The organism is Bradyrhizobium sp. 21, from assembly GCF_023073335.1.
Classification (GTDB): Bacteria; Pseudomonadota; Alphaproteobacteria; order Rhizobiales; family Xanthobacteraceae; genus Bradyrhizobium.
In genome coordinates this window covers 577879-600488 of the sequence record NZ_JADPJG010000035.1, presented here as the reverse complement: position 1 = coordinate 600488, position 22610 = coordinate 577879, and the positions used below count along the sequence as shown (strand labels likewise).

The following is a 22610-nucleotide window of genomic DNA, read 5'->3' as shown; positions in this document are numbered from 1 at the left end:
GCGATGAACGCTGCGAGACGCTTACGCGGCTTCGTCGGCGACCGTGGTACCGCCGCCCTCGGTCTCGTCGGTATCGCCCTCGGCATCTGCCTCGCCCTCGCCTTCGGCGGCTTCGGACTTGGCGCCGGTGCGGCGCGGGCTCTTGGCGAGCTGGGCCTCGATCTCCTTGACCGCTTCGGTCTCGGTCGAGTGCTGCACCACCGCGATCTCGCGGGAGAGACGGTCGAGCGCGGCTTCATAGAGCTGGCGTTCGCTGTAGGACTGCTCGGGCTGCGACTCGGAGCGATAGAGGTCGCGCACGACTTCCGCGATCGCGACGATGTCGCCCGAATTGATCTTCGCTTCGTATTCCTGCGCGCGGCGCGACCACATGGTGCGCTTGACGCGGGCACGGCCCTTGAGGGTCTCCAGCGCCTTCTTCACCAGCGTGGGCTCGGACAGCTTGCGCATGCCAACATTGGCGACCTTGGCGGTCGGCACGCGCAGCGTCATCTTGTCCTTGATGAAGTTGATGACGAACAGCTCGAGCTTCGCGCCGGCGATCTCCTGCTCCTCGATGGCGAGGATCTGGCCGACGCCGTGAGCGGGATAGACGACGAATTCGTTGGCTTTGAAGCCCTGGCGCTGGGTCACGACCTTCTTTTCCTCGATCTTCGGCGCGGGCGCAGCGGGCTTCACGGCCGGCTTGGCGGCAACGACAGGAGCCTTGGCAGGCGCAGCAGCAACAGGAGCCTTCGGCGCGGCGGGCTTGGTAGCGGGAGCCTTGGCAGCGGGTGCCTTGGCGACAGCAGGCTTGACAGCAACAGGCTTGGCGACGGCAGGCTTGGCGACGGCAGGCTTGGCAGCAACAGGCTTGGCAGCGGTCGCTTTCGCGGCCGGTTTGGCAGTCTTGTGAGGCATTGCGCTTCTTTTGTTCTTCGAGGACTTTGCAGCCGGCGCCTTCGTCGCGGTCCGACCCTTGGATGCGCTACGGCTGGCCGCGGCGACTTTTTTGGCCTCCTTATGGGAAGCCCTCGCTGAAGTACTCTTTTTACGCGTTTTCTGTGACACAGCCTGCGCGCGGAAACTGCCACGCCCCTGTTCGACATTTGGTTTCACGGGAACCCAACGGGCCAACTGGGCTGACGGGGGGTTCAGCTTAATGTGCCCAATATAGCACATTTCCCGCAAAAATCAATGATTTAGGGGTCGTAAGGGCTGGTTTTCGGCGGCAACGCCGCTATTAGGGTTAAGTTTGAGCCCGAATTAGTCGCCGGAGCCGGGGTTCGAGGAGAAATACTTGTCGAACTTGCCTTCCACGCCGTCGAATTCCTTGGCGTCGGCAGGTGATTCTTTCTTCTGGGTGATGTTCGGCCAGCTCTTGGCGTAGTCGGCGTTGACGGTGAGCCACTTTTCCAGGCCCGGTTCCGTGTCCGGCTTGATGGCGTCGGCGGGGCATTCCGGCTCGCACACGCCGCAATCGATGCACTCGTCAGGATGGATGACGAGCATGTTCTCGCCCTCGTAGAAACAGTCGACCGGGCAGACCTCGACGCAGTCGGTGTACTTGCACTTGATGCAGGCTTCAGTGACGACGTAAGTCATCCAACGCTCCGAAAAGCTCTTTTAAAACTCGCGGCTTGCGTAGCGCGGATGGCCCGGCGCCGCAAGGTCGGGAACGGCCGATCATGACGGCTTTATGTGCTTGATCGACCAAGAAATGAATTCAATGCGCAATTAATTGCGCTGAGAATTTGGACGGCCTTCACTGAGCTCCTCGTAGAGCACGCGCGCCGAGTCAGCATCGCCGCGGCGCTCGTTGAAGGCTGTCACTTTCAAGACGCGAACAGTGCGATCGAGCGCGACGGTGAGCACGTCCCCGATCTTGATCGCATGTCCCGGCGATTTCTCGCGCGCGCCGTTGATGCGGACGTGTCCGGACTCGACGAGCTCAGCCGCCGACGTGCGCGCCTTCACCACCCGCGCATGCCACAGCCATTTGTCGAGGCGCTGCCGCTCGGTCGTCGTGGGACTACTCCTTGCGCCCCGAAAGCTGCTCTTTCAACGCGGCGAGCTTTGCGAAGGGCGAGTTCGGATCGACCGGACGATCGCGCTCGCGCGGGGTCGCGCTCGAGGCGTAGGGGCGCAGCGACGGACCGCCTTGGCGATCGCGGCCCTTGTCGCGGTCGCGGCCACGGTTGTCGCGGCCCTTGTCGCGATCGCCGCCGAACTTGCCCTTGTTGCGGTCCTTGTTGTCGCGGTCCTTGTTGTCGCGGTCCTTGTTGCCGCCATTCTTGCCCTCGAAGCGGCGATTCTTGTCGTCGCGTCCCTCGGGACGCGGCGCGGCTTCGGCGCCAGCTTCGCGCGGCTTGCGGAAATCCCTGCCGCCATCCCGGCCAGAATCCCTGCGATGGCCGCCACCGTGGCGATGCCGCTGCTCACCGCGCTTCTCGCCGTCGGCCGCCTGCGCTGCTTCGCCTTCGGCAGGCGTGCTGCCGGCTTCAGCACCGGCCTGCGAACGCGGCTGGTTGTTGTGACGCTGATGGCGATGGCGCTCGTGGCGCGGCTTGCGATCCTCGTGACGGCCGCCGGGACGCCAGACCTCGATGAGCTCGGGCTCGGTGGGCGTAGCCGCGGGCTCCGCAGGCGCAGCCGCATCGGCCGACGCAGCGGCTTCCGTTGCCGCGGCTTCGGCGGGAGCGGCATCGGCAGGAGCGGCTTCGACAGCCTCGGTGGACGCAACAGTCTCTTCCGCAGGCGGCGCGATGCCGGGAGCGTCTTCCGGCGTGACGGGGACCTCAGGGGAAGCTTCGAGCGCCGGCTCTTCGTGCGCGGGCTCGTCGTGCGGCTCCATTCCGGGCGCGTCTTCGACGGTGACAGGCTCGGCGGCGGCTTCGATCGCGGAATCCGCCGGCGCTGCGGCGTCCTCGACCGGCGTTTCGGTTGCGGACGTCTCTTCGCTGGAGGCGTCAGCAGCAGCCGCGTCAGCAACAGCCGGCTCAGCAACAGTTGCGGCGGGCTTCGCCGGCAGCGGCGGGCGCTTGTCCATGCGATAGCCGAGCGCACGCAGCACGGATGCGAAGTCCTCGCCGGCCGAGCCGGTGAGCGACGTCATCGCCTGCGTCACGACAAAACTGCGGCCGTCGAACGCGCCGGCGGGCTTTTCGCCGGACGCGTTCTCGCGCCAGGCCAACGCCGGGCGGATCAGATCGGCAAGGCGCTCCAGAATATCGACGCGCACGGCGCGCTCGCCAGCCTGCTTGTAGCCGAGCACGCGATAGGCATCGCGCGGCAGCTGCTTGTCGACCGGAAACGAGGTGCGGCCCGAAGATGCCAGATGCTGCGCGCCCGACAGCGCGGAAGGATCGACATTGTCCTGCTTCAGCGCCCAGAGCAGCGCGGCCAGCGCGCGCCCGGCCGGCTTGAGCAGGCCGGGGAAATAGATGTGATAGGCGCCGAAGCGGACGCCGTATTTGCGCAGGACGGCGCGCGAGGGCTGGTCGAGGTCCTTCAGCTCGTTGGCGATCTTCTGCCGCTCCAGCACGCCGAGCGCCTCGACGAGCTGATAGGCGATGCCGCGGGCGATGCCGGTGACGTCCTCGGCCTTCGACAGCTCGAACATCGGCCCGAGCAGCTTTTCGATATGGGTCTTGAGCCAGAGGTCGAGCCGGGCCTGCACCTTGTCGCGCGGCGCACCCGTGAGACGCTCGTCCGAGATGATGCGGATGCGCGGATGCAGCGCGTCATCTGCGGCAGACAGCCGCGCCACGGCGTCGCCGGTCCAGCGGATGATGCCTTCCGAGGTCAGCACGAACTGCTCGTCCGGCGCGTTGCCCAGCTTTTCGGCGCGCGCGTTGATCTCGCCGGCGAGCACGGCCTGCGCTGCAGCCTGCAACGCTTTCGCATCGGAGCCGGCTTCCGCCGCATCCGGTGCAAAGGTGAAGCCATCGAGGCGGCCGATGACATGGCCTTCGACGATGACTTCGCCGGTCTTGCCGATTTCCGTATTCAAGCTCGTGTTCTCCCGCAGGCGGCGCATCAATACACTGGTCCGGCGATCAACGAAACGCTCAGTCAAGCGTTCATGGAGCGCATCCGATAATTTATTTTCGACGTCGCGGGCGATCCCCTGCCAGCGTTCGGGGTCTTTCAGCCAGTCCGGACGGTTGGCGACGAAGGTCCAGGTGCGAATCTGCGCGATCCGGGCCGACAGCGTGTCGATGTCGCCGTCGACGCGGTCGGCCTGGACAATCTGGGCCGCGAACCAGGAATCGGGGATACATCCCTTCCGCATCAGGAACCCGTACAGCGTCGTGACCAGCTCGGCATGGGCGGCGGGCGACAGCTTTCGGTAGTCCGGGACCTGGCAGGTCTCCCACAGCCGCTCCACCGCCGCCTTGCCATGCGCGATATCGCGCACCTCGGCGTCGCGGGCGGCATGGTCGAGCACGCGCATGTCCTCGGCAACAGGCGCGCGCGTCAGCGCCTCAGGGCCGGGCGACTGGTTCAGCGACACCTGGAGCGCGCCGAGGGAGGCGAAATCCAGCTTCGAATTGCGCCATTGCAAAACCTTCACGGGGTCGAAGGTGTGGTTCTGCAGCGCATTGACGAGCTCGGGCTCGAATGGCGCGCAGCGGCCGGTGGTGCCGAAGGTGCCGTTGCGGGTGGCGCGGCCGGCGCGGCCGGCGATCTGCGCGAATTCCGACGGCGTCAGGCGGCGGAACTGGTAGCCGTCGAACTTGCGGTCGGAGGCGAAGGCGACGTGGTCGACGTCGAGATTGAGGCCCATGCCGACGGCATCGGTGGCGACGAGATAGTCGACGTCGCCGTTCTGGAACATCGCCACTTGTGCGTTCCGGGTGCGCGGCGACAGCGAGCCCAGCACCACGGCGGCGCCGCCATGCTGGCGGCGGATCAGCTCGGCGACGGCGTAGACCTCGTCAGCGGAGAAGGCGACGATGGCGGTGCGGCGCGGCTGGCGCGTGATCTTGCGGTCGCCGGCGAATTCGAGCTGCGACATGCGCGGCCGCGTGATCATGGAGACGCCGGGCAACAGCCGCTCGATGATCGGGCGCATGGTGGCCGCACCCAGCAGCAGCGTCTCGTCGCGGCCGCGGCGGTTGAGGATGCGGTCGGTGAAGACGTGGCCGCGCTCGAGGTCGGAGGCGATCTGGACTTCGTCGACGGCGAGGAAGGAGACGTCGAGATCCCGCGGCATCGCCTCGACGGTCGAGACCCAGTAGCGCGGCGATTTCGGCTTGATCTTCTCCTCGCCGGTGATCAGCGCGACGGCATCGCTGCCGACCCGCGCGGCGATCTTGTTGTAGACCTCGCGCGCGAGCAGGCGCAGCGGCAGCCCGATCATGCCGGAGGGATGCGCGAGCATCCGCTCGATGGCGAGATGGGTCTTGCCGGTGTTGGTCGGCCCGAGCACCGCAGTGACGCCGGCGCCGGGGAGCCGCTCGGAAGCGAAGGGGGAGGAGGAAAAAGGCATCTGCGGGATTAGGTAATGGCGATTTGGGCGAATGTCAGTGCCGGATGGGGCGTGACGGGGGCTGGGATCTGTCGGTCATATCTCCGAACGCGGCCCTCGCTTCGCTGTCATGCCCCGGCTTGACCGGGGCATCCAGTACGCCGCGGCTCCTCGGCTCAACCACAACCGTCTCGGCGTACTGGATCGCCCGGTCAAGCCGGGCGATGACACCGAGTGGGTGCGAGCGCTCTCCCCAGATCTCGCGCAACTGTCTCACTTTGCGACGCTTTTCCCGCTCAACTTAAGCTTCGGAACGACTCCAGAACGAATCGCGGCCGAATCGCTGACTCGCCTCGGAGTCCCGTTCCGTTCTCGCAACATGTCGCGGGACTCGCGTGAGTTGTGCACTAGATGGAGTTTTGCCCTGCCGCACAAGCGGCGTTTCGATGACGACTTCCTTAAAATTGGGGACAGCGCGGAGTCGAATCAGAATCGGGGAGGAGTCAAATGGATTCCCTACCCAGCGGCCCCTCCAATCAAAAAACGCGAAAACAACCCCATGCACAGTAGGGATGTCATTGAAATCACGTGTCTTTGTATCTGGCTTGGAACCGCAGGCAAGGGGGAAGCGCGGCCTATTGCGTCTTCGCGACCCGCGGGGGCTGGGCTGAGGTGATGAAGCTGGTGGCTTCCAGCATCGCCGGCCCCAGGGGCGTCGGCACTTTCAGCCAGAACGGGACCAGGATGCGCGTTCCGGCGATCGGCGCGAACGCGACCTCGATGTTGCGCTGGGCGGCGAGGTATTTGATCACGGGGCGATCGGGGATGTAGCCGGCGACGGGCACGAAAAACAGCGAGCAGACCACGACCGGGCCCTTGTAGCCTTTCTCCGCCTTCACCGTTTCCATGCGCTTGAAATCGAGCTTGAGCTCGTAGCGCATGCGGCCGTCGAACACGGCCGCGCTGCCGTGGCAGGCGTCCGCCGACAGCACGTCGCCGGTGCCGGATACGCGCACCAGCGAGGCCGTCATCGGGTCCCAGACGCCGCGGCGATGCGCATCGGTGACGACGATGCGGTCGGGATCGACCGGAGGCTCCGGCACGATGGCAAAATCCTTCACATTGCCCTTGTCGAGCGTGATGCGGATCTCTTCGGTCTTCTTCGAGGTGGTGGTGGAAGCCTGGTAGCCGGTCGCGACCAGCGCGCCGTTGACCACGCGGCCTTGCGAGGCGCCGGTGCCCGACCCGCCCGCGAACGATTTCAGCAGCCCCGAGGTGCCGCCGGAGGCCGCGGCCGCGAACACGTCGTCGCCGATCTCGATGTTCCAGGCGCCCTTGCCGACCGGAATGCCTGACAGCGAGGCCTCATATTGCGCCTCGAGCTTGCCTTGCGCCGCCGCAGGCTCCGCCGCCCACGCCAAAACCATCCCGCACAGGGCCGCCATGGCCAGCCGGCCGGCAGAGCGCGGCAACGCTGGCAAGATCGGCAACAAGGCCGGCAAGGCTGCGCGCGGCTCGATTGAGCGCAGGCCGGGCGCAGAATGAGGCGTTGTGAGCACGAAACAATCCAATCGGGGCGCGAACGGTTGTTACTTAAGCAAAAAACCGCGGCAAACAATGTGTCCGGGCATGTCAGCCCCGGAACTCCACCGGACTTTTCGGGCGCGAATACGCCCTTTATGTGATGGTAAGGCGCGACAAACATTGCCGTTTTGGTGATCGGACGTGTGTCAGGAGCGCGCAGCTCGCCCGACCCACTCCGCTGTCATGCCCCGCGAAGGCGGGGCATCCAGTACGCCGCGGCCCCTCGACTCCAGCCGCGCTGTCGGTGGAATACTGGATCGCCCGCCTGCGCGGGCGATGACACCAGGTGTGGGCATGAAACCCGCGCTCCCAACGCCCCAAAACCTTGACGTCCCGTCCCTTCCCCCCTATACGTCCGCCGCTCCCTGCAAGGACGAAAGAATTTGCCCCCGTGGCGCCCCGGATGGCGGCCGCACTCGTTGGGGGCTCAGACCGAAGGATTTTGAGATGTCTCGCCGCTGCGAACTGACGGCCAAGGGCCCCCTCGTCGGGAACAAGGTCAGCCACTCCAACATCAAGACCAAGCGCCGCTTCCTGCCGAACCTGGTCAACGTGACCTTCATCAGCGAAGCCCTGGGCCGCAACGTGCGCCTGCGCGTCTCCACCAACGCGGTCAAGAGCGTCGACCACAATGGCGGCCTCGACCCCTTCCTGCTCAAGGCCAAGTCCGACCTGCTGTCGCCGCGCGCCCTCGAGCTGAAGCGCGCCATCCAGAAGAAGGTCGGCCCGACGCCCGCGCCGGCGAAGAAGGCGAGCTAAGCAGGTTTTCGAATTTGACGGAGGCTAGGTTGCGTCGCGTGCCGTAGGCTTAGTTGGATCAAGTTTTGCGTGACGGCCGGATCGGAAGATCCGGCCGTTTTTGTTTCTAGTAACATCGCGCCCCGCGTGCAGGGGATACTAAGGTCTCCCAGCGGACCCACTTGCAACTGCGGGTTTTATGATAGGCTTTTGCTTGGAAAACGCGCAGGGAGCGACAGCGACATGGGGAGAACTGCGTTCGGCAAGATGGCTGACGCAATTAGAGGCGAACAAAGCCCCGCGACTGCGCAAGGTTATCTTCGGCCGATTGACACCTCTGCTATCGCAAAGAGGCTAGATCTGGATGGCGTAGCGTCGGAGCGCGCCGTGAAAGAGCTTCCTTCTTCGGATGCGAAGACATTGGACTCCATCGAACAGCAGATTACGCACACGATTGAAAGTGAATGGACTTGGCACGGCAGCGAGCTGCTTAACAACCTCAGGGCCTATGCCCAGCGTTTGGCAGAATTTTCTGTCCAGACCGAACTAGCAAACATTCAGCTCCTCTCGCGAAACACTCTCACGCAGCTTCGAGATGCCAACCATCGCGCGGAAGCAGAATTAGGTCCTCTCCGAGAGACGTATATTGCCTTTCGGGATGAACTCCGTGAATTTCAAACAAGGAATAATCTTAGAAGGGCAGCCCGAGATCCATCCAACCGCCTGACTACAATGGGCTTGTTGGTTTTGCTGATTAGCGTCGAAGCAGGAATGAACGGCGTGTTTTTCTCCAAGGGCTCAGAGTTTGGGCTTCTTGGAGGAATCGTTACCGCTGTCGGCATCTCATTTGCAAACGTCCTCATTGCCTATAGCATTGGGCTCTTTCCAATGCGGTGGATCAATCACAAAAACATCTTCATCAAATTTGTCGGTTTGATTTTCTCGCTCGCAGGGCTCACTGCTCTTATCGGCCTGCATGGCTTTGCCGCACACTATCGAGACGTAATCGGCACTGTAGGCGAAGAGAATGCACTTCCCGCCGCCATCAACACTCTCTTGCGGCATCCTATCGAGCTTGCAGATGTCAATTCATACTACCTGTTCGGACTTGGCGCAGTGTTAGCCTCAACTGCAATATGGAAGGGCTATACCAATGATGATCCCTATCCTCGCTATGGCGCGTACTACCGCCGCGCCGTTCACGCTCGAAAGAACTATAGCGATGAACACGCGGATCTATTCGACGAACTCGATGAGATAAAAGAAAGGACAGTCACCGCCATCAAGGCGGGAACTCAACGCATTCCCCTCTTCCCCCAGCAGGCGGTGCAAGTCCGCGCCGAGCGCAACGCCGCTTTAGAGGCCTTCGCTGCATATGAGAACAGCGTCGAAGCAGCGATCAATCAACTCCTGTCGCGTTACCGCGACGCAAATATTTCAAAGCGGAAGAGCCCTGCTCCTAGCTATTTCGACGTGGCTTGGCGACTCCCACGAAGCTTCCTCAATGAGGCCGCCGTACATGCCGCCATCGCGGAACCGCCGACACCACAATTGGACGCGAACGCAGCGTTGTACCATCTGCAGCGACTAAGTAGCGCCGTCCTGGAAGAATATGAGGCGCTTCTCGTCAAATATCCGCACCCGACTGGGATGCAATCCCAATGACGAGCGGTCGACGACGCTCCCGCGGCAATTCAGACGCGGCCAAAGGAGTACTTCTTGCAGCACTTGGCGTGGCCGTCCTGGCGGCTCTCCTAGGCGGCTTCTTCTACATCAAGCAAACACGTCCGCAACTCGATGCCGAGACCAATTGTCCAAAGACAGGCCCGACTGCAATCCATGTCCTTCTCTTTGATCGTAGCGATCCGATCACAGATCAACAGGCGCAACGGATTCGTCAAACCGTGGAAAAGCTCAAAGAAGCTGCCCCGTTCGGGATGCGCTTCGATATCTATACGTTTCAGGGAGACAGCACTCACGTCCTCCAGCCGAAGTTGCGGCTGTGCGCATTAGGAAAACCATCAGAAGCAAACCAATGGATAGAAAATCCCGAGCGTATGCGGCAACGTTATGAGGGGCGGTTTTCATCTGTACTTGATCAGACCGTCTCAGAGCTGCTCCGCGCATCAAAAGAAAATAGCTCCCCTATCGTGGAAAGCTTGAGGGCCGCTGCGATCAGTTCGTTTGGCTCCATTGAGCGCGGCCAAGTTCCGCTTCGCTTAACAATGATATCTGACATGATTCAGCACACCACCCTGTATTCTCAATTTCAAGCCGAACCCAATTTTCAGCAGCTGGCTCGAATGCCAGCATGGTCGACGCTGCAACCACAACTCAAAGGCGCAGACGTCGATATTCTTTACTTATTGCGCCTCTCGGCAACACGGAAAGGCACCCCGATCCAGAACCGGGGGCACCAGCTATTTTGGGAACAACTAATCTCCGATTCTAGCGGACATCTTACAGGCATTGAAACCCTATGATTTAACGGCGAACACATGAATGGCGAAGAAGGCGTAAACGGGAGCAAACCGAGCGTCGAAAATCGATTGGATCGAGCAGAGCAACTTCTGCCGCGACGCCGCTTCTTTGATGACATGCCCGACAAGGGTCTCTTCGCGCTAGTTGCAATACTCGGCTTTGCCGCAATCCTCTTTTTTAAGCTGCAAGACTACAATGGCAGTTTTGTCGCTATCGGCGCAGTCACGCTGATGATCGCTTACGGAATTATTGCTTTCCGATTTCGTCGTGTTCGCATGCGGCCTGATCGGCTAGGCGACAACTTCTACTATCTTGGCTTTATATTCACGCTGGCCAGCCTCTCTGCGGCTCTTCTGCAGATTCAGATCCGCAAGGTCGCCTCGGTCGACGACCTTCTGGGCAACTTTGGAATAGCATTGTTCACAACAATTATAGGTGTAGCTGGCCGCGTCCTATTTGTGCAGATGCGAGGCGATCTCGATGATGTTGAAGATGAAGTACGAAGAAACTTGTTGGCCGCTTCGGCAGACCTTCGCGCCCAACTGAGTCTTGCGCTAGCTGAGTTCGAGACCTTCCACACTGGCGTAAAGCAAGCCGCGGCAAAGACAGCCGAAGAATCCAATTCGGTCGCTCAAGAGGCAATCTCGAGCATCAGAACTACCGCACAATCTGCAGCTCAGACTATTGGTCGGGCCTTCGCAAATGAAGGCGATCGGGTCCACGAATTGGATGAAGGCATTACTCGAATCGAGCGTAGCCTGAAGCAATTGACGACCGACTTGAATGATAGGCTCTTGGATTTTAGCGATCGCGTGCAGGAGATGGTGAATCAGCTTGCCGCGACCATTGATCTATTGGGGCGGAGGAAACGTCGCTGGTATTGGCCTTTTCGGCGCCAATAGTACGGAGGGTTTATGAGCGCACGCATTTCAGACGAACGTGAACACCGGCGCGGCTTGGTCCTCGGATTAACGCTGGCAGAAATCCTCCTGCTGCTCCTGTTCTTACTCCTGCTTGCTCTCGCCAGCCAACTTCAACATTGGCAGTCATTGGCAAAAGCAGCTGAGACGCGCTTCGAGGTGTTGAGCCGTAGCCTTGACCAGCTGAAACCTCTGCAGGAAGCTCTCATGTCGGGAGGCGCTAACGGAATAGCCAGCGTCGAACAGCTCATTCAACGCTTTCAGACGCTTACCGAACTAGAGAGACAACTTGCCGTCCAGAAGGAAGAGAACACCAAGCTCCTAGAACAATCATCGCTGGTTAGGTCACTAGATTTGAGTGAAGACAAACTAAGAGCATTGGTTGCCACGATGCGCCGCGCCGCAGAAATTGATCCGAGCGATCCGCCTGCGACGCTTCACCGTGCAGTCGAAGTGCTGGCCCGATTGGGAAAATCAACAGAACCCGAGCAAGTTCGGCCCCTTTCTGAGATGCTTCCTCCAAATGAGCTGTCATCAAAAGTTTTAACTCTTGAAGTCAGTAATGAGAAACTGCGGAGAGAGAAGGACAATCTAATGATCAGCGGAAAAGGATTATCCTATCCATCTTGCTGGATAAACAGCGCAGGCCAGACCGAGTTCATCTTTGATGTTACGTTTCTCGACTCCGGCGTTCGGGTAAGCGATGCCACGTCATCCCGCGCGCAAGACCCTGCATGGGCCGCGGTAAGTAATTTTCCTCGCAACTCCGAGATAAACGAACGCTCGTTCCTTAGCGCGACAAATAGACTTGCTTCATGGAGTCGCGAGCAGAAATGCCGATTTTATACTCGGAATATAGACGGGACTTCACCTACTAACAAAGATCGATACAAGTCTCTGCAGAGACAGGTGGAACAGAATTTCTATCCCTATTATGTCACCGCCGGCACGGCGAGGAGCACTCAACGACCGGGAACCCCTAAATCAATTACCCCCGCAACCCAAACTACACCTGTCGAACAAAATAGCAGCCAGTAGGCCCTTTCTCACGATCCCTGCATGCGCAAGGCGGAAAAGACGCAGTCGCGGCAGATGATGTTTTATAATTCGAGGTCGGCAGGGTAACAGAGCTGGCGACGTCGGCACCGGCTCAAGGCCAACGTTAATCCGGAGCTGGGCTCGCACCCGCAATTGGCCGAACCACAAATTCCTCACGATCGCCGTCTAAAGATTGAATGCTTGCTGAGTTCGGTTTGCTTTCTTCAAACGATCGGGGAGCGGAGTTTTTCGATCAAGATCGTTCAGCGTTTCACCGTCGCAACGGCTCAGAAGATTGACCAACTCGTTCTCGCTCCTGAAGTTGTAGAACTTCTTCTCGGGAGCGAAGTGGACGACGACTGTCTTCTTTCGCGCCAGGAGCCACAGCATGTTCTGGACCGAGCCGGAACTCTTTCCATCCCATAGAACGAACCCGAGATCGGCGACCTCCGCCAATTCCCGTCCTCTCGCGCGTAGAATTCCCGTCCTTGCAGCTTCGCGTCGACAACAACGTTTCGGGTTGGCCAGCTTCCGACATTGTTCCGCGGTGCTGTTCCAACGAAATACACCGTCACATCGGAGTAGCCCAGTTCGTGCAGGCAGGACTGAATCGCCTTAGCCGCACCGGGAGCCGGAGAAAAACGGTGGCCATCGATTCCTACCCCCGAAAATCAATGCTCCGCAGCACGATCCCCGGCGGCGTGCCTTCGAACTCCGTCGCCTGATATTTGCGTCCGGTGCAGGCTTCGATGCGCTCGCGCAGGCGCGTGAACTGCTCTTCGCGCTCGCTGGGCCTGGCGCGCGGGCCGCGCTCGAGGTCGTCCATGGCGGAGGTCGAGATCGCGCAGGCGATCTCCTTACTGCCGTCCTGCATCGAGAACTGGACGATGCCGCGGTCCTGGTCGTGGGCGATGAAGCGGCTGCTGGTGAGCGTCATGGGCTGGTCCTTTACGCGATGGCTTCCGGTGCGCTCCCTCTCCCGCTTGCGGGGGAGGGTTGGGGTGGGGGTGTCGCCGCGAGCGAGAACCCCCGTGTGGAGAGAACCCTCACCCGGCGCGCGGGACGATGCTTCGCATCGCCCGGACGCGCCGACCTCTCCCGCAAGCGGGAGAGGCGCTGCAGCGCGCCCGCGGCCTACAGCTTGCTTCAACTCTCGGCCGAGAGCCTGACAAAATCGTCGAACAGGGCCGTCACCAGCGCCCGGTGGCGGGTGTCCTCGGCGGGCAGGCTGGCGGCATAGAGGTTGAGCAGATGACGCGCCTTCACCGCGGCCTCCGGCCACGACATCGCGGGCGCCGTCATCATGCGGTTTTCGAGCTCGGCCTCGCGCTCGCGCAGCTCCCTGACCTGGGCCTCGACATCGGCCAGCGCGCGGCGCAGATCGGTTGCCTTCTGGGCGGCCATGCCGCGATGGGCGTCGAGATCGACCGGGATGTCAGTCATTTCAGGCACTCGCGTCGATACGTTGGGCATCCGCCAGGTCGACCGAGCCGATCGAAAGCATCTCCGTCGCACCGCGCACGCCTTCGGAGGGCACCGTGATCATGGTGGCGATGCGGCGCCAGGCCGGGAACGACAGTCCCTCGATCGTCTCCTCGTCGGTGACGACCTCATAGGCGCCCGCCGGCAATTCGCGCACGATGCCGCGGATGTGGAACGGATGCCTGAAGGTGATGGTTTCGCGCCGCGAACGGATGGTCATGCGCGCCTGCCTTTCGCAAAGAGGAGCCCCAACCGACGCCGACTGCGGCGAGCATGCACTTGTTGCAGGGCAATAGCCAGCACTATCGCCCCCAGCCCGCGTGCACCGCGGCCGCAGGCAGCGCGCGCTCGTGGCCGGCGCTTTTGTCCTCGCAATCGGCGTGGTGCACGCGTACGCTTCATCGTGTCAGCGCAGCTCACGCAATTGCCGCAGCTCGCTTGCGCTGCACCTTTCGCGTATCGTATGCGCGGCACCGCGTGCCACTCTCGTCGCCGCGTGCCTCGCGTATACAGTAGCGTCATTCTCGCAATCGGACGAACCGAGCGAATTCAAAACCCCAGAGGAGACCGACATCATGGCCAAGGGACAGCAACGCAGCAACCGCGAGACCAAGAAGCCGAAGAAGGACAAGGTCAAGACAAGCGCCGCCGCACCGAGCCGCAAGGATGCCGCCTGGCAGCCGGAGATCGGGTCGGGGAAGAAGAAGTAGGGGCAGAGGGAGAAGCGCCGCCGTCGTCTCTTCTACGTCGCGCTTTTCAGCTATACTCGCCCCGGTAGCATCACCGGGAGGGGCTGACCTGTGGAGTACGAACCCAAAACCGACCACCACACCACACCGAAGAACCTCGTCATCTGCTGTGACGGCACCGGCAACGAGATCTCGGAGAACATCTCCAACGTCCTGAAGCTCTATCGCTGCCTGCGCAAGACCGACAGGACGTCGCCGCGGCAGGTGGTGTTTTACGATCCGGGCGTCGGCACGGTGACGGAGCCGTCGACGTGGCACCGGCTCAAGGCCAATATCAATCTGGTGCTGGGGCTAGCCACCGGCTACGGGCTCGATGACAACGTGCTCTCGGCCTATTGCTTCCTGGTCGAGCACTACGCGCCCGGCGACAAGATCTATCTGTTCGGTTTTTCGCGCGGTGCCTACACGGTTCGCGTGCTGGCGGGGCTGATCCACAAAATTGGGCTGATCTCGCCGGAGCAGGCCAACCTCGCGGGCAGTGGCCTCGTCGCCTACAAGCAATATTCCGGCACCGGGCGCGGCAACGACATCGAGGACCTCAAGGACATCGCCGTCGACGAGCAGGGGCCGCTGCCGAAAGACCAATTCGATCTCGCCGCCCAGTTCGCGCGCATCACCTCGACGCGCTGGCCGACCATCCACTTCATCGGCGTCTGGGACACGGTGGCGAGCGTGATCGTGCCGCGGCGCGACGTCTTCTTCCTCGTCTTCAGCCTGGAGGAGCTCGCCTTCACGCTGCGCAATCCCAGCGTCAACATCTTCCGCCAGGCGATCGCGATCGACGAGCAGCGCTGCATGTTTCGCCTCAAAGAGTATGAGCAGCCGCAGGACTATTGGCGCAACCGCTACGTGCCCGACGAGAAGAAGGAGCCGCAGGACATCTTGCAGGTGTGGTTCGCCGGCGTGCATTGCGACGTCGGCGGCGGTTATCCCGAGGCCGAGAGCGGCGAGTCCAAATATCCGCTGATCTGGATGATCGAGGAGGCGGCGAAGGCGGGGCTGAACTTCAACCCGCGCACGGTGAACCAGCTCGCCTGGGGCGTCCAGCGCAAGAACTCGCCGTTCCAGTATGTGCCGCCCGAATACACCGGCAAGGTGGGCGAGCTGCACAATTCGATGACGGCGCTCTGGCGCGTGCTGGAGTATCTGCCGAAGCGCGCGACATACAAGGAATGGCCGGAGCGGAAGGTGTTTTTGGGCTTTTACATCCCCGATTGCGAACCGCGCCTCATCCCCGAAGGCGCGCATGTGCATGAGAGCGTGGTGAAGCGGATGGCGGTGGAGCCGGACTACCGGCCGGTGAATTTGCCGAAGGATTATGTGACGGTGCCGATGCCGGTGCGGCCGGGTGTGGCGGCGGAGACGGAGGAGATCGTGGCGGGGTGAGATGGTGGCCGGCCTCGTCATTGCGAGGAGCCCTTGTGACGACGCAATCCAGGAGTCTTTCCGCGGAGGCAGTCTTGATTGCTTCGCTGCGCTCGCAATGACGAAGCGCCGCCTCACCCCGCTACCGCCGCTTTTCTCCATTCGCCGACACTTTTCATTAAAATTCTCAGGCCCGCCTTAGCCGGATCGAATCTTCTCCTTTGCATGATCGCGTCCCTGACCACCGCGCCGTCCGCGGAATTGGAGGAGAGTGCCAATGCATCCGCGCCGACATGCCCGTGTGAAGCCCGCAGGCCTGGTGTCCCGCCAGGCCAAGATCATCACCGACCCGCGCGCGCCTGTGATCGTCTGCACGCTGATCGACTATTCGGCCGGCGGGGCCTGCGTCGATCTCGGCGGGCAGGTGAAGATTCCCGACAGGTTCGAGCTGCTGCACGTCAACACGAAAAAGCGCTGCCGCATCGCGTGGAAGCGCGGGACGCGGGTGGGCGTGGTGTTTTAGGCACCTGTCGCTTTCGTCGTCCTGGCCTAGTGCGCAATTGCGCACTAGGCCAGGACGACGGCGGAATTTAACGCACGGCCGTGCACCCCTCACCCGAACCTACTTCCGCATCCTGGCTTTCGCGCCCGCGACGATCTGCATCGCGACGCCGGCGATCCAGCCGAACAAAGCGAACCAGCTCCAGGCGATATGCGGCTCGAGGCGCAATACGATGATGGCGACGGAGGCGAATGCGGTGAGCGTGGCGCAGAGCGTGCCGGCGGCGCTCAGCAGTTCCGCAGCATCGATGGCGCTGTGCGCCTCGTCGAAGGGAAGCTGCGGCGTGTCGATGCCGAGATAGAAGCCGACGAAGCCCAGCACCATCATCAGCAGCAGGAACCCCTCCGTGGTGAGCGCGGGGATGGCAGATCCGACATAGGCGCCGACGAACAGGCCGCACGCCGCGCCTGCCATCGCCAGACCCACGCGCTCGATGACGTGGGCAGCCTTCCGGACACGAAACCGCATGACGGGCCTCCGCGAGGAGTTGGATGCGCGCGAGGTTAGGCCAGATTTGCCTGAGGTGGAAGGTGAGGAGAGTTACGGATGCGTGAGGGAGAGTTGACGAAAAAGCGCACCACTCGCAGGCCCCCCCTCACCTCGCCCCGAACGTGGTCTTGCCGAACAGCGCCTTCTGCGTCGAGGGCTGCGAGCGCCAGAATTGCGGCGGGGCTTCGACCTCGCCGCCGAGTTCGGCTGCGGCGTGCCAGGCCCAGCGCGGGTCGTAGAGCATGCCGCGGGCGAGCGCGACCATGTCGGCCTTGCCCGATGCGACGATCTCTTCGGCCTGCTTGCCCTCCGTGATCAGGCCGACGGCGATGGTCGGCAAGCCGGTCTCGCGCTTGATGGCCTCGGCGAACTGCACCTGATAGCCGGGGCCAAGCGTGATCTTCTGCAGCGGCGACACGCCGCCGGAGGAGGCGTCGATCCAGTCGATGCCGCGCGCCTTCAGCGCGTTGGCGAATGCGATGGTCTGCGCTAGGTCCCAGCCGCCCTCGACCCAGTCGGTCGACGACACCCGCATGCCCACCGGTTTTTCGCGCGGGAATACCGCCCGGACAGCGTCGTAGATTTCGAGCGGAAAGCGCATGCGGTTCTCGAGCGAGCCGCCATATTCGTCGGTGCGCTTGTTGGAGATCGGCGACAGGAACTGGTGCAGGAGATAGCCGTGCGCGCCATGCAGCTCGATGGCGTCGATGCCGATGCGATCGGCGCGTTTCGCAGAGTCGACGAAGGCGTCGCGGATGCGCTTGAGGCCGGCGGCGTCGAGCGCCAGCGGCGCGGCCTCGCCCTCCTTGTGCGGCAGCGCCGACGGCGCCACCGTCCGCCAGCCGCCCTGGTCAACTGGAATGAGCTGTCCACCGTCCCAGGGGCGCGCGCTGGAGGCCTTGCGGCCGGCATGCGCGAGCTGCATCGCGACCGCGGTGGAGGAATGCTTGCGCACCGAGGTGAGGATCTGCTTCAGCGCGGCTTCGGCGGCATCGCTGTAGAGCCCGAGACAGCCCGGCGTGATGCGGCCGATCGCCTCGACATGGGTCGCCTCGATGCAGAACATCGCAGCCCCCGACAGGCTGAGATTGTTGATGTGGGTGAAGTGCCAGTCGGTGGGAACGCCGTCGTCGGCCGAATACTGGCACATCGGCGACACCACGATGCGGTTCTTCAATGTCAGGCCGCGCAGCTTGATCGGAGAAAACAGGGCGCTCATGCGGGGAGTTCCGAAAGGGATGGAGGGGATGGAAGCAATTGCATGAAGTGTAGTGGGCGGATGTGAGAATGCCACCTGCGCGGCGGGAATGGCCGCGCGCGGGGCCATGCATTTCGCGCGCACATGATCAGCGGCACATGATCACAAGAGCGCGAAGGCCGGGACGACACGGAGCATGTGGCGCCGCCTACCACCCCTCACTTGTACACAAACGCCCCGTCATCGAGATCCGTCTTCGGGATCTCGTCCTTCTCGGTCCAGTAATCCTGGCTGTGCTGCCATTCCGGCTTGTCGCCGCGCTTGGGCAGCAGGTTGATGTCGCGCATGATGTAACCGGGGTTGAAATTCTCCGGATCGATCCAGGGCAGGATCGGCATGTTGTGGTCTTCGGGACGCAACGCCACCTCGACCTTCTTCGCGCCCTTGGTCTTCATATGGGCGAGCAGACGGCAGACGAAATCGGCGACGAGATCGACGCGCAGCGTCCAGCTGGCGCGGAAATAGCCGAACACCCAGACCAAGTTCGGCACGCCCGTGAACATCATGCCGCGATAGGTGACGGTGTCGCCGAAGGCCAGCGGCTTGCCGTCGATCTCAAAGCCGATATCGCCGAGGGCCGCGAGATGGAAACCGGTCGCGGTGACGATGATATCGGCCTCCAGCCGCTTGCCGGATTTGAGCTGGATGCCGTTCTCGACAAAGCATTCGATCTCGTCGGTGACGACGGAAGCCTTGCCGCTGGCGATGCCCTTGAACAGGTCGGCGTCGGGCACGAAGGCGATGCGCTGCCGCCACGGCCGGTAGCTCGGCGTGAAGTGCGTCTCGACATCGTAGTCCGGACCGAGCACCGCGCTGATCTGGCCGATCAGCTCCTTCTTCACCTGCTCCGGCTTGGAGATGCAGAGCTTGGTGAACGCATCCTGCTCGAACAGGATCTTGCGGCGGACGATCTCGTGGATCCATTCCTCGTCGACCTGAAGCCGGCGCAGCTCCTCCGCGATCTCGATGGCATTGCGGCCGAGGCGGAAGTAGGTCGGCGAGCGCTGCAGCATGGTGACATGTGCGCATTTGTCCGCGATGTTCGGCACCAGCGTTGCCGCCGTCGCGCCCGAGCCGATCACGACCACCTTCTTGTTCGCGAGGTCGATATCATCGGGCCAGGTCTGCGGATGAACGATGCGGCCCTTGAAGCTATCAGTGCCTTTCCATTCCGGCGTGTAGCCTTCCGAATGTCGGTAGTAGCCCTGGCACATCCAGAGGAAATTGGCGGTGAAGGTTTTCGGCTCGCCGGTGTCGGTCGTCACGGCGTCGATGGTCCAGAGATTCTGCTCGCTCGACCAGCTCGCGGAATTGATCTTGTGCTTGTAGCGGATGTGGCGGGCGATATCGTTGTCGTCGATCACCTCGTTCATGTAGGTGAGGATTTCCTCGGCGGTCGCGATCGGCGGACCGACCCAGGGCTTGAAGCTATAGCCGAAAGTGTGGAGGTCGCTGTCGGAGCGGATGCCGGGATAACGATGCGTGGTCCAGGTGCCGCCGAACGTCGCCTGCGTCTCCAGGATGACGAAGCTCGCGCCGGGAAGCTGCTTTGTCATGTGATAGGCGCTGCCGATGCCGGAGATGCCGGCACCGACGATCAGCACGTCGAAATGTTCAGAGGCCTGTTTGGCCGAGGCGTGACTGCGAACAGCGACATTCATTGGTGCTTCTTGCCTTGCTTGTTTTTATGGCCGCCCTTGATTGGGCGACGCGTTTCCTCCGCGACGGGCATGGGTGCCCATCGCGCTTCCGCACTAAAATGACACAGATCGAGCCGCGATCAAATCACAGCGCAGCACCCCAGCTCCGCGCGGTCTGCAAGATCCAGTCGCGATAGAGCGTGAGCGGCGTGACCCCGGTCAATCCGCCGCAGCCGGCGGCACCGTTCGGCCCGGTCGACCAGCTGATGACGCCGACAAGCACGGCACCGTTCGGCTTGTCCTCGAACACGGGACCGCCGGAATCGCCGGTGCAGGCGCCGATTCCGTCGCGAACACCGTTGGTTACGGGATCGACCAACCGGATCTGGAGCGTGCCGGGCTGACCTGTCGCAACGAGGCCGGCAACACGCGTCGCCCCGCCGCTCTTGCCGTCGCCGCGCACGGTGACACCGATGCCGGCAATGACGAAGCGGCTGCCGACCTGGATTGGAATGTTTGGTGCGCCGACCGGCACCGTCGATTTTCCCTTGAGTGGAATTTCCAGTTGCAGCAATGCCACGTCGGCGGTGGCGCGGTGCGCCTGCATCGCCTGCATGTTGAAGTTCGGATGGATCGCGACGGTGCGGACATTGAGCAATTGAGGCGCACCGTCAGCACCACGATCGACGATCTTGTACTCCGCGCCAGGCTGCACGCAGTGAGCAACCGTCAGCACGAGTTTTGGTGCGATCAGGCTGCCGGTGCAGAAATTGCCGCGCGAGCCGACGATGGTGACGACGACGCGCGCAACGCCGTCGGCCTGCGGCGTGCCGCCGCCGACGATGGCACGGGCGGGAGCGGCAAGCAGCAACATGGCGATGAGAGTTGCAAGCTTCTTCATGGGAACACGCTTTGGCATCAGCATCGGTGAGGGCTGGAGATTGCGTCGGACTGGCCCTTGCCGATATCGCATGCTAGCCCTCTTGGAAAGGCATTGACGAGGGCAGGACAGTGGCGATCGAAGCTGTGATCTTTGATTTTGGCGGCGTGCTGACGAGCTCACCGTTCGAGGCGTTCGCGCGGTACGAGACCGAGCGCGGCCTGCCCGTCGATCTCATCCGGCGCACCAATGCCGCCAATCATCTGGAAAATGCCTGGGCCAAGTTCGAGCGCGCCGAGGTCGATATCGACGCGTTCGATCATTTGTTCGCCGAGGAATCGCGCGCGCTCGGCGCGGAGGTGCGCGGCCGCGATGTGCTGCCGCTGCTTCAGGGCGATTTGCGCCCCGAGATGGTCGAAGCGCTGAAGCGCATCAAGGCGCAGTTCAAGACCGGCTGCATCACCAACAATCTGCCGGCCAACGCGATCGGCAGCATGACCGGGCGCTCGCTCTACGTCGCCGAGGTGATGGTGCTGTTCGACCATGTCATCGAGTCCGCCAAGATCGGCCTGCGCAAGCCGGACCCGCGCATTTACCAACTGATGGTCGAGACGCTGAAGGTCGATCCCAACAATTGCGTCTATCTCGACGATCTCGGCGTCAACCTCAAGCCCGCGCGCGAGATGGGGATGACGACGATCAAGGTCACCAGCGGCGCGCAGGCGATCGCCGCGCTCGAGACGGCGACGGGATTGAAGCTGAGCTAGCCCATCATTCTCCGTCAAACGTCCTACTCCGCCGCGGCAACGATCCGCTCCGGGAAGGCGGCAGCGAGCGAGGCGCGATCCGGCTTCAGCACGCCGCGCTCGGTGATGAGCCCTGTGACGAGGCGTGCCGGGGTCACGTCGAACGCGTAGTTCGCGACTGGCGAGCCCTCGGGCACGATACGCACCGTCTCAAGCCTACCATCGGCCGTGCGGCCGGTCATGTCGGTGACCTCCGTGCCACTGCGCTGCTCGATCGGGATGTCGCGAATGCCGTCATCGACGGCGAAGTCGATCGTCGGCGACGGCAGTGCGACATAGAACGGCACGCCATTATCGTACGCGGCGAGCGCTTTCAAATAGGTGCCGATCTTGTTGCAGACGTCGCCATTGGCGGCAACGCGATCGGTGCCGACGATAGCGAGATCGACCATGCCGTGCTGCATCAGATGACCGCCGGTGTTATCGGGGATCACGGTGTGAGGCACGCCGTGATGACCGAGCTCCCAGGCCGTGAGCGAGGCGCCCTGGTTGCGCGGACGTGTCTCGTCGACCCAGACATGGACCTTGATGCCGCGCTCATGCGCGAGATAGATCGGCGCCGTGGCGGTGCCCCAATCGACGGTGGCAAGCCATCCGGCATTGCAATGGGTCAGCAAATTGACCGTCTCGCCCGGCTTCTTCGCCGCGATCGCCTCGATCAGCTTCAGGCCGTTGGCGGCGATGCCGCGGTTGATCTCGACGTCCTGCTCGACGATCTCGTCGGCGCGCGCATAGGCAGCTTCCGCCCGTTCAACCGGATCAACCGGCGCGAGCGTCGCGCGCATCTCGTCGAGCGCCCATTTCAGATTGATCGCTGTCGGCCGCGCCACAATCATCGTCTCGTAGGCGTGCTTCAGCCCAGCGTCGGAACTGTCCTCGCGCATCGCGAGCGCCATGCCATAGGCTGCGGTCGCGCCGATCAGCGGCGCACCGCGCACCAGCATGTCGCGGATCGCAACCGCTGCGGCTTCACATGATTTCAGACTTGCGATGACGAATTCATGCGGCAGCCGGCGCTGGTCGATCGCGCCGACCGACCAGCCGTCGCGCTCGCGCCAGATGCTGCGAAAATGCTTGCCGTCGACATTCATGGCATTCTGCCTTTCGTATCACGCCCGCAGGATGCGCCCGGCCACCGCATCGAGCTTCTTGAGAAGCTCGGGATC

General features: G+C 62.4%; 22 protein-coding genes and 1 pseudogene. 9 read left to right on the top strand and 14 right to left on the bottom strand.

Annotated features, from left to right (window positions below; all coding sequences use genetic code 11):
- Nucleotides 1–21 precede the first annotated feature (21 nt).
- From IVB31_RS31470 to IVB31_RS31450, 5 genes and pseudogenes are all read right to left on the bottom strand, one after another.
- The gene (locus IVB31_RS31470; protein WP_247331878.1) at nucleotides 22–900 is read right to left on the bottom strand and encodes a CarD family transcriptional regulator; all 879 of its coding nucleotides are present in this window, start codon (nucleotides 898–900) and stop codon (nucleotides 22–24) included.
- Nucleotides 901–1245: 345 nt separating this feature from the next.
- Complete coding sequence (gene fdxA, locus IVB31_RS31465) at nucleotides 1246–1584, bottom strand: ferredoxin FdxA (protein ID WP_211400087.1); 339 nt, start codon at nucleotides 1582–1584, stop codon at nucleotides 1246–1248.
- Between the two features lie 132 nt (nucleotides 1585–1716).
- Nucleotides 1717–1998, bottom strand: a pseudogene (locus IVB31_RS31460) (RNA-binding S4 domain-containing protein); the annotation flags it as partial.
- A 13-nt stretch (nucleotides 1999–2011) separates the two neighbouring features.
- The gene (locus IVB31_RS31455) at nucleotides 2012–5473 is read right to left on the bottom strand and encodes a helicase-related protein (protein ID WP_247331876.1); all 3462 of its coding nucleotides are present in this window, start codon (nucleotides 5471–5473) and stop codon (nucleotides 2012–2014) included.
- A 614-nt stretch (nucleotides 5474–6087) separates the two neighbouring features.
- On the bottom strand, nucleotides 6088–6897 hold the full coding sequence (locus IVB31_RS31450; RefSeq protein WP_247332345.1) for a DUF3108 domain-containing protein: 810 nt from the start codon (nucleotides 6895–6897) through the stop codon (nucleotides 6088–6090).
- Between the two features lie 586 nt (nucleotides 6898–7483).
- Here IVB31_RS31450 and rpmB point away from each other — a divergent pair.
- The 5 genes from rpmB to IVB31_RS31425 all read left to right on the top strand — a co-directional run bounded on the left by rpmB (nucleotide 7484) and on the right by IVB31_RS31425 (nucleotide 12213).
- Nucleotides 7484–7795, top strand: coding sequence for a 50S ribosomal protein L28 (gene rpmB, locus IVB31_RS31445; protein ID WP_247331875.1), 312 nt, complete (start codon nucleotides 7484–7486; stop codon nucleotides 7793–7795).
- 366 nt (nucleotides 7796–8161) lie between these two features.
- Nucleotides 8162–9439 (top strand): hypothetical protein, encoded by a 1278-nt coding sequence (locus IVB31_RS31440; protein WP_247331874.1) that lies wholly within the window; start codon nucleotides 8162–8164, stop codon nucleotides 9437–9439.
- A complete protein-coding gene (locus IVB31_RS31435) occupies nucleotides 9436–10257 on the top strand; it encodes a hypothetical protein (RefSeq protein WP_247331873.1) in 822 nt (273 codons plus the stop codon). The genes IVB31_RS31440 and IVB31_RS31435 overlap by 4 nt, the downstream gene beginning before the upstream one ends.
- A gap of 15 nt (nucleotides 10258–10272) precedes the next feature.
- The gene (locus IVB31_RS31430; protein ID WP_247331871.1) at nucleotides 10273–11157 is read left to right on the top strand and encodes a hypothetical protein; all 885 of its coding nucleotides are present in this window, start codon (nucleotides 10273–10275) and stop codon (nucleotides 11155–11157) included.
- Nucleotides 11158–11169: 12 nt separating this feature from the next.
- On the top strand, nucleotides 11170–12213 hold the full coding sequence (locus IVB31_RS31425) for a hypothetical protein (protein WP_247331868.1): 1044 nt from the start codon (nucleotides 11170–11172) through the stop codon (nucleotides 12211–12213).
- 186 nt (nucleotides 12214–12399) lie between these two features.
- Here the strand turns inward: IVB31_RS31425 and IVB31_RS31420 are convergent, their stop codons facing one another.
- The 4 genes from IVB31_RS31420 to IVB31_RS31405 form a co-directional block, all read right to left on the bottom strand.
- A complete protein-coding gene (locus tag IVB31_RS31420; RefSeq protein WP_247331866.1) occupies nucleotides 12400–12669 on the bottom strand; it encodes a hypothetical protein in 270 nt (89 codons plus the stop codon).
- 202 nt (nucleotides 12670–12871) lie between these two features.
- On the bottom strand, nucleotides 12872–13150 hold the full coding sequence (locus IVB31_RS31415; RefSeq protein ID WP_007604598.1) for a DUF1488 family protein: 279 nt from the start codon (nucleotides 13148–13150) through the stop codon (nucleotides 12872–12874).
- Nucleotides 13151–13359: 209 nt separating this feature from the next.
- A complete protein-coding gene (locus tag IVB31_RS31410) occupies nucleotides 13360–13656 on the bottom strand; it encodes a hypothetical protein (RefSeq protein WP_247331863.1) in 297 nt (98 codons plus the stop codon).
- A 1-nt stretch (nucleotide 13657) separates the two neighbouring features.
- Entirely contained in the window at nucleotides 13658–13915 is a 258-nt protein-coding gene (locus tag IVB31_RS31405) for a hypothetical protein (protein WP_247331861.1), read from the bottom strand.
- 355 nt (nucleotides 13916–14270) lie between these two features.
- Between IVB31_RS31405 and IVB31_RS33595 the strand changes: the two genes are divergently transcribed.
- The 3 genes from IVB31_RS33595 to IVB31_RS31395 all read left to right on the top strand — a co-directional run bounded on the left by IVB31_RS33595 (nucleotide 14271) and on the right by IVB31_RS31395 (nucleotide 16332).
- Nucleotides 14271–14405 (top strand): hypothetical protein, encoded by a 135-nt coding sequence (locus IVB31_RS33595; RefSeq protein WP_256464362.1) that lies wholly within the window; start codon nucleotides 14271–14273, stop codon nucleotides 14403–14405.
- A gap of 90 nt (nucleotides 14406–14495) precedes the next feature.
- A complete protein-coding gene (locus tag IVB31_RS31400) occupies nucleotides 14496–15830 on the top strand; it encodes a DUF2235 domain-containing protein (protein ID WP_247331858.1) in 1335 nt (444 codons plus the stop codon).
- A gap of 256 nt (nucleotides 15831–16086) precedes the next feature.
- Nucleotides 16087–16332, top strand: a complete 246-nt coding sequence (locus IVB31_RS31395; protein ID WP_247331856.1) for a PilZ domain-containing protein — start codon at nucleotides 16087–16089, stop codon at nucleotides 16330–16332.
- Between the two features lie 99 nt (nucleotides 16333–16431).
- Here the strand turns inward: IVB31_RS31395 and IVB31_RS31390 are convergent, their stop codons facing one another.
- The 4 genes from IVB31_RS31390 to IVB31_RS31375 form a co-directional block, all read right to left on the bottom strand.
- A complete protein-coding gene (locus IVB31_RS31390) occupies nucleotides 16432–16839 on the bottom strand; it encodes a hypothetical protein (protein ID WP_247331854.1) in 408 nt (135 codons plus the stop codon).
- A gap of 127 nt (nucleotides 16840–16966) precedes the next feature.
- Nucleotides 16967–18079: an NADH:flavin oxidoreductase/NADH oxidase gene (locus IVB31_RS31385; protein WP_247331852.1), complete on the bottom strand. Its 1113-nt coding sequence runs from the start codon at nucleotides 18077–18079 to the stop codon at nucleotides 16967–16969.
- A 197-nt stretch (nucleotides 18080–18276) separates the two neighbouring features.
- Nucleotides 18277–19779: an NAD(P)/FAD-dependent oxidoreductase gene (locus IVB31_RS31380; protein ID WP_247331850.1), complete on the bottom strand. Its 1503-nt coding sequence runs from the start codon at nucleotides 19777–19779 to the stop codon at nucleotides 18277–18279.
- A 124-nt stretch (nucleotides 19780–19903) separates the two neighbouring features.
- Entirely contained in the window at nucleotides 19904–20659 is a 756-nt protein-coding gene (locus IVB31_RS31375) for a trypsin-like serine protease (protein ID WP_247331848.1), read from the bottom strand.
- A gap of 110 nt (nucleotides 20660–20769) precedes the next feature.
- On the opposite strand from IVB31_RS31375, the gene IVB31_RS31370 reads away from it, so the two are divergent.
- Nucleotides 20770–21405, top strand: coding sequence for an HAD-IA family hydrolase (locus tag IVB31_RS31370; RefSeq protein ID WP_247331846.1), 636 nt, complete (start codon nucleotides 20770–20772; stop codon nucleotides 21403–21405).
- 23 nt (nucleotides 21406–21428) lie between these two features.
- Here IVB31_RS31370 and mtnA read toward each other — a convergent pair whose 3' ends face one another.
- Entirely contained in the window at nucleotides 21429–22535 is a 1107-nt protein-coding gene (gene mtnA / locus IVB31_RS31365; RefSeq protein ID WP_247331844.1) for an S-methyl-5-thioribose-1-phosphate isomerase, read from the bottom strand.
- Nucleotides 22536–22610: the final 75 nt, after the last annotated feature.

Excerpts from the sequence above, each read along its gene's own strand:
- IVB31_RS31470 (WP_247331878.1), bottom strand. The coding sequence starts at position 900 with ATGCCTCACAAGACTGCCAAACCGGCCGCGAAAGCGACCGCTGCCAAG.
- fdxA (WP_211400087.1), bottom strand. The coding sequence starts at position 1,584 with ATGACTTACGTCGTCACTGAAGCCTGCATCAAGTGCAAGTACACCGAC.
- IVB31_RS31455 (WP_247331876.1), bottom strand. The coding sequence starts at position 5,473 with ATGCCTTTTTCCTCCTCCCCCTTCGCTTCCGAGCGGCTCCCCGGCGCC.
- IVB31_RS31450 (WP_247332345.1), bottom strand. The coding sequence starts at position 6,897 with ATGGCGGCCCTGTGCGGGATGGTTTTGGCGTGGGCGGCGGAGCCTGCG.
- rpmB (WP_247331875.1), top strand. The coding sequence starts at position 7,484 with ATGTCTCGCCGCTGCGAACTGACGGCCAAGGGCCCCCTCGTCGGGAAC.
- IVB31_RS31435 (WP_247331873.1), top strand. The coding sequence starts at position 9,436 with ATGACGAGCGGTCGACGACGCTCCCGCGGCAATTCAGACGCGGCCAAA.
- IVB31_RS31430 (WP_247331871.1), top strand. The coding sequence starts at position 10,273 with ATGAATGGCGAAGAAGGCGTAAACGGGAGCAAACCGAGCGTCGAAAAT.
- IVB31_RS31425 (WP_247331868.1), top strand. The coding sequence starts at position 11,170 with ATGAGCGCACGCATTTCAGACGAACGTGAACACCGGCGCGGCTTGGTC.
- IVB31_RS31415 (WP_007604598.1), bottom strand. The coding sequence starts at position 13,150 with ATGACGCTCACCAGCAGCCGCTTCATCGCCCACGACCAGGACCGCGGC.
- IVB31_RS31410 (WP_247331863.1), bottom strand. The coding sequence starts at position 13,656 with ATGACTGACATCCCGGTCGATCTCGACGCCCATCGCGGCATGGCCGCC.
- IVB31_RS31405 (WP_247331861.1), bottom strand. The coding sequence starts at position 13,915 with ATGACCATCCGTTCGCGGCGCGAAACCATCACCTTCAGGCATCCGTTC.
- IVB31_RS33595 (WP_256464362.1), top strand. The coding sequence starts at position 14,271 with ATGGCCAAGGGACAGCAACGCAGCAACCGCGAGACCAAGAAGCCGAAG.
- IVB31_RS31395 (WP_247331856.1), top strand. The coding sequence starts at position 16,087 with ATGCATCCGCGCCGACATGCCCGTGTGAAGCCCGCAGGCCTGGTGTCC.
- IVB31_RS31390 (WP_247331854.1), bottom strand. The coding sequence starts at position 16,839 with ATGCGGTTTCGTGTCCGGAAGGCTGCCCACGTCATCGAGCGCGTGGGT.
- IVB31_RS31385 (WP_247331852.1), bottom strand. The coding sequence starts at position 18,079 with ATGAGCGCCCTGTTTTCTCCGATCAAGCTGCGCGGCCTGACATTGAAG.
- IVB31_RS31380 (WP_247331850.1), bottom strand. The coding sequence starts at position 19,779 with ATGAATGTCGCTGTTCGCAGTCACGCCTCGGCCAAACAGGCCTCTGAA.
- IVB31_RS31375 (WP_247331848.1), bottom strand. The coding sequence starts at position 20,659 with ATGAAGAAGCTTGCAACTCTCATCGCCATGTTGCTGCTTGCCGCTCCC.
- mtnA (WP_247331844.1), bottom strand. The coding sequence starts at position 22,535 with ATGAATGTCGACGGCAAGCATTTTCGCAGCATCTGGCGCGAGCGCGAC.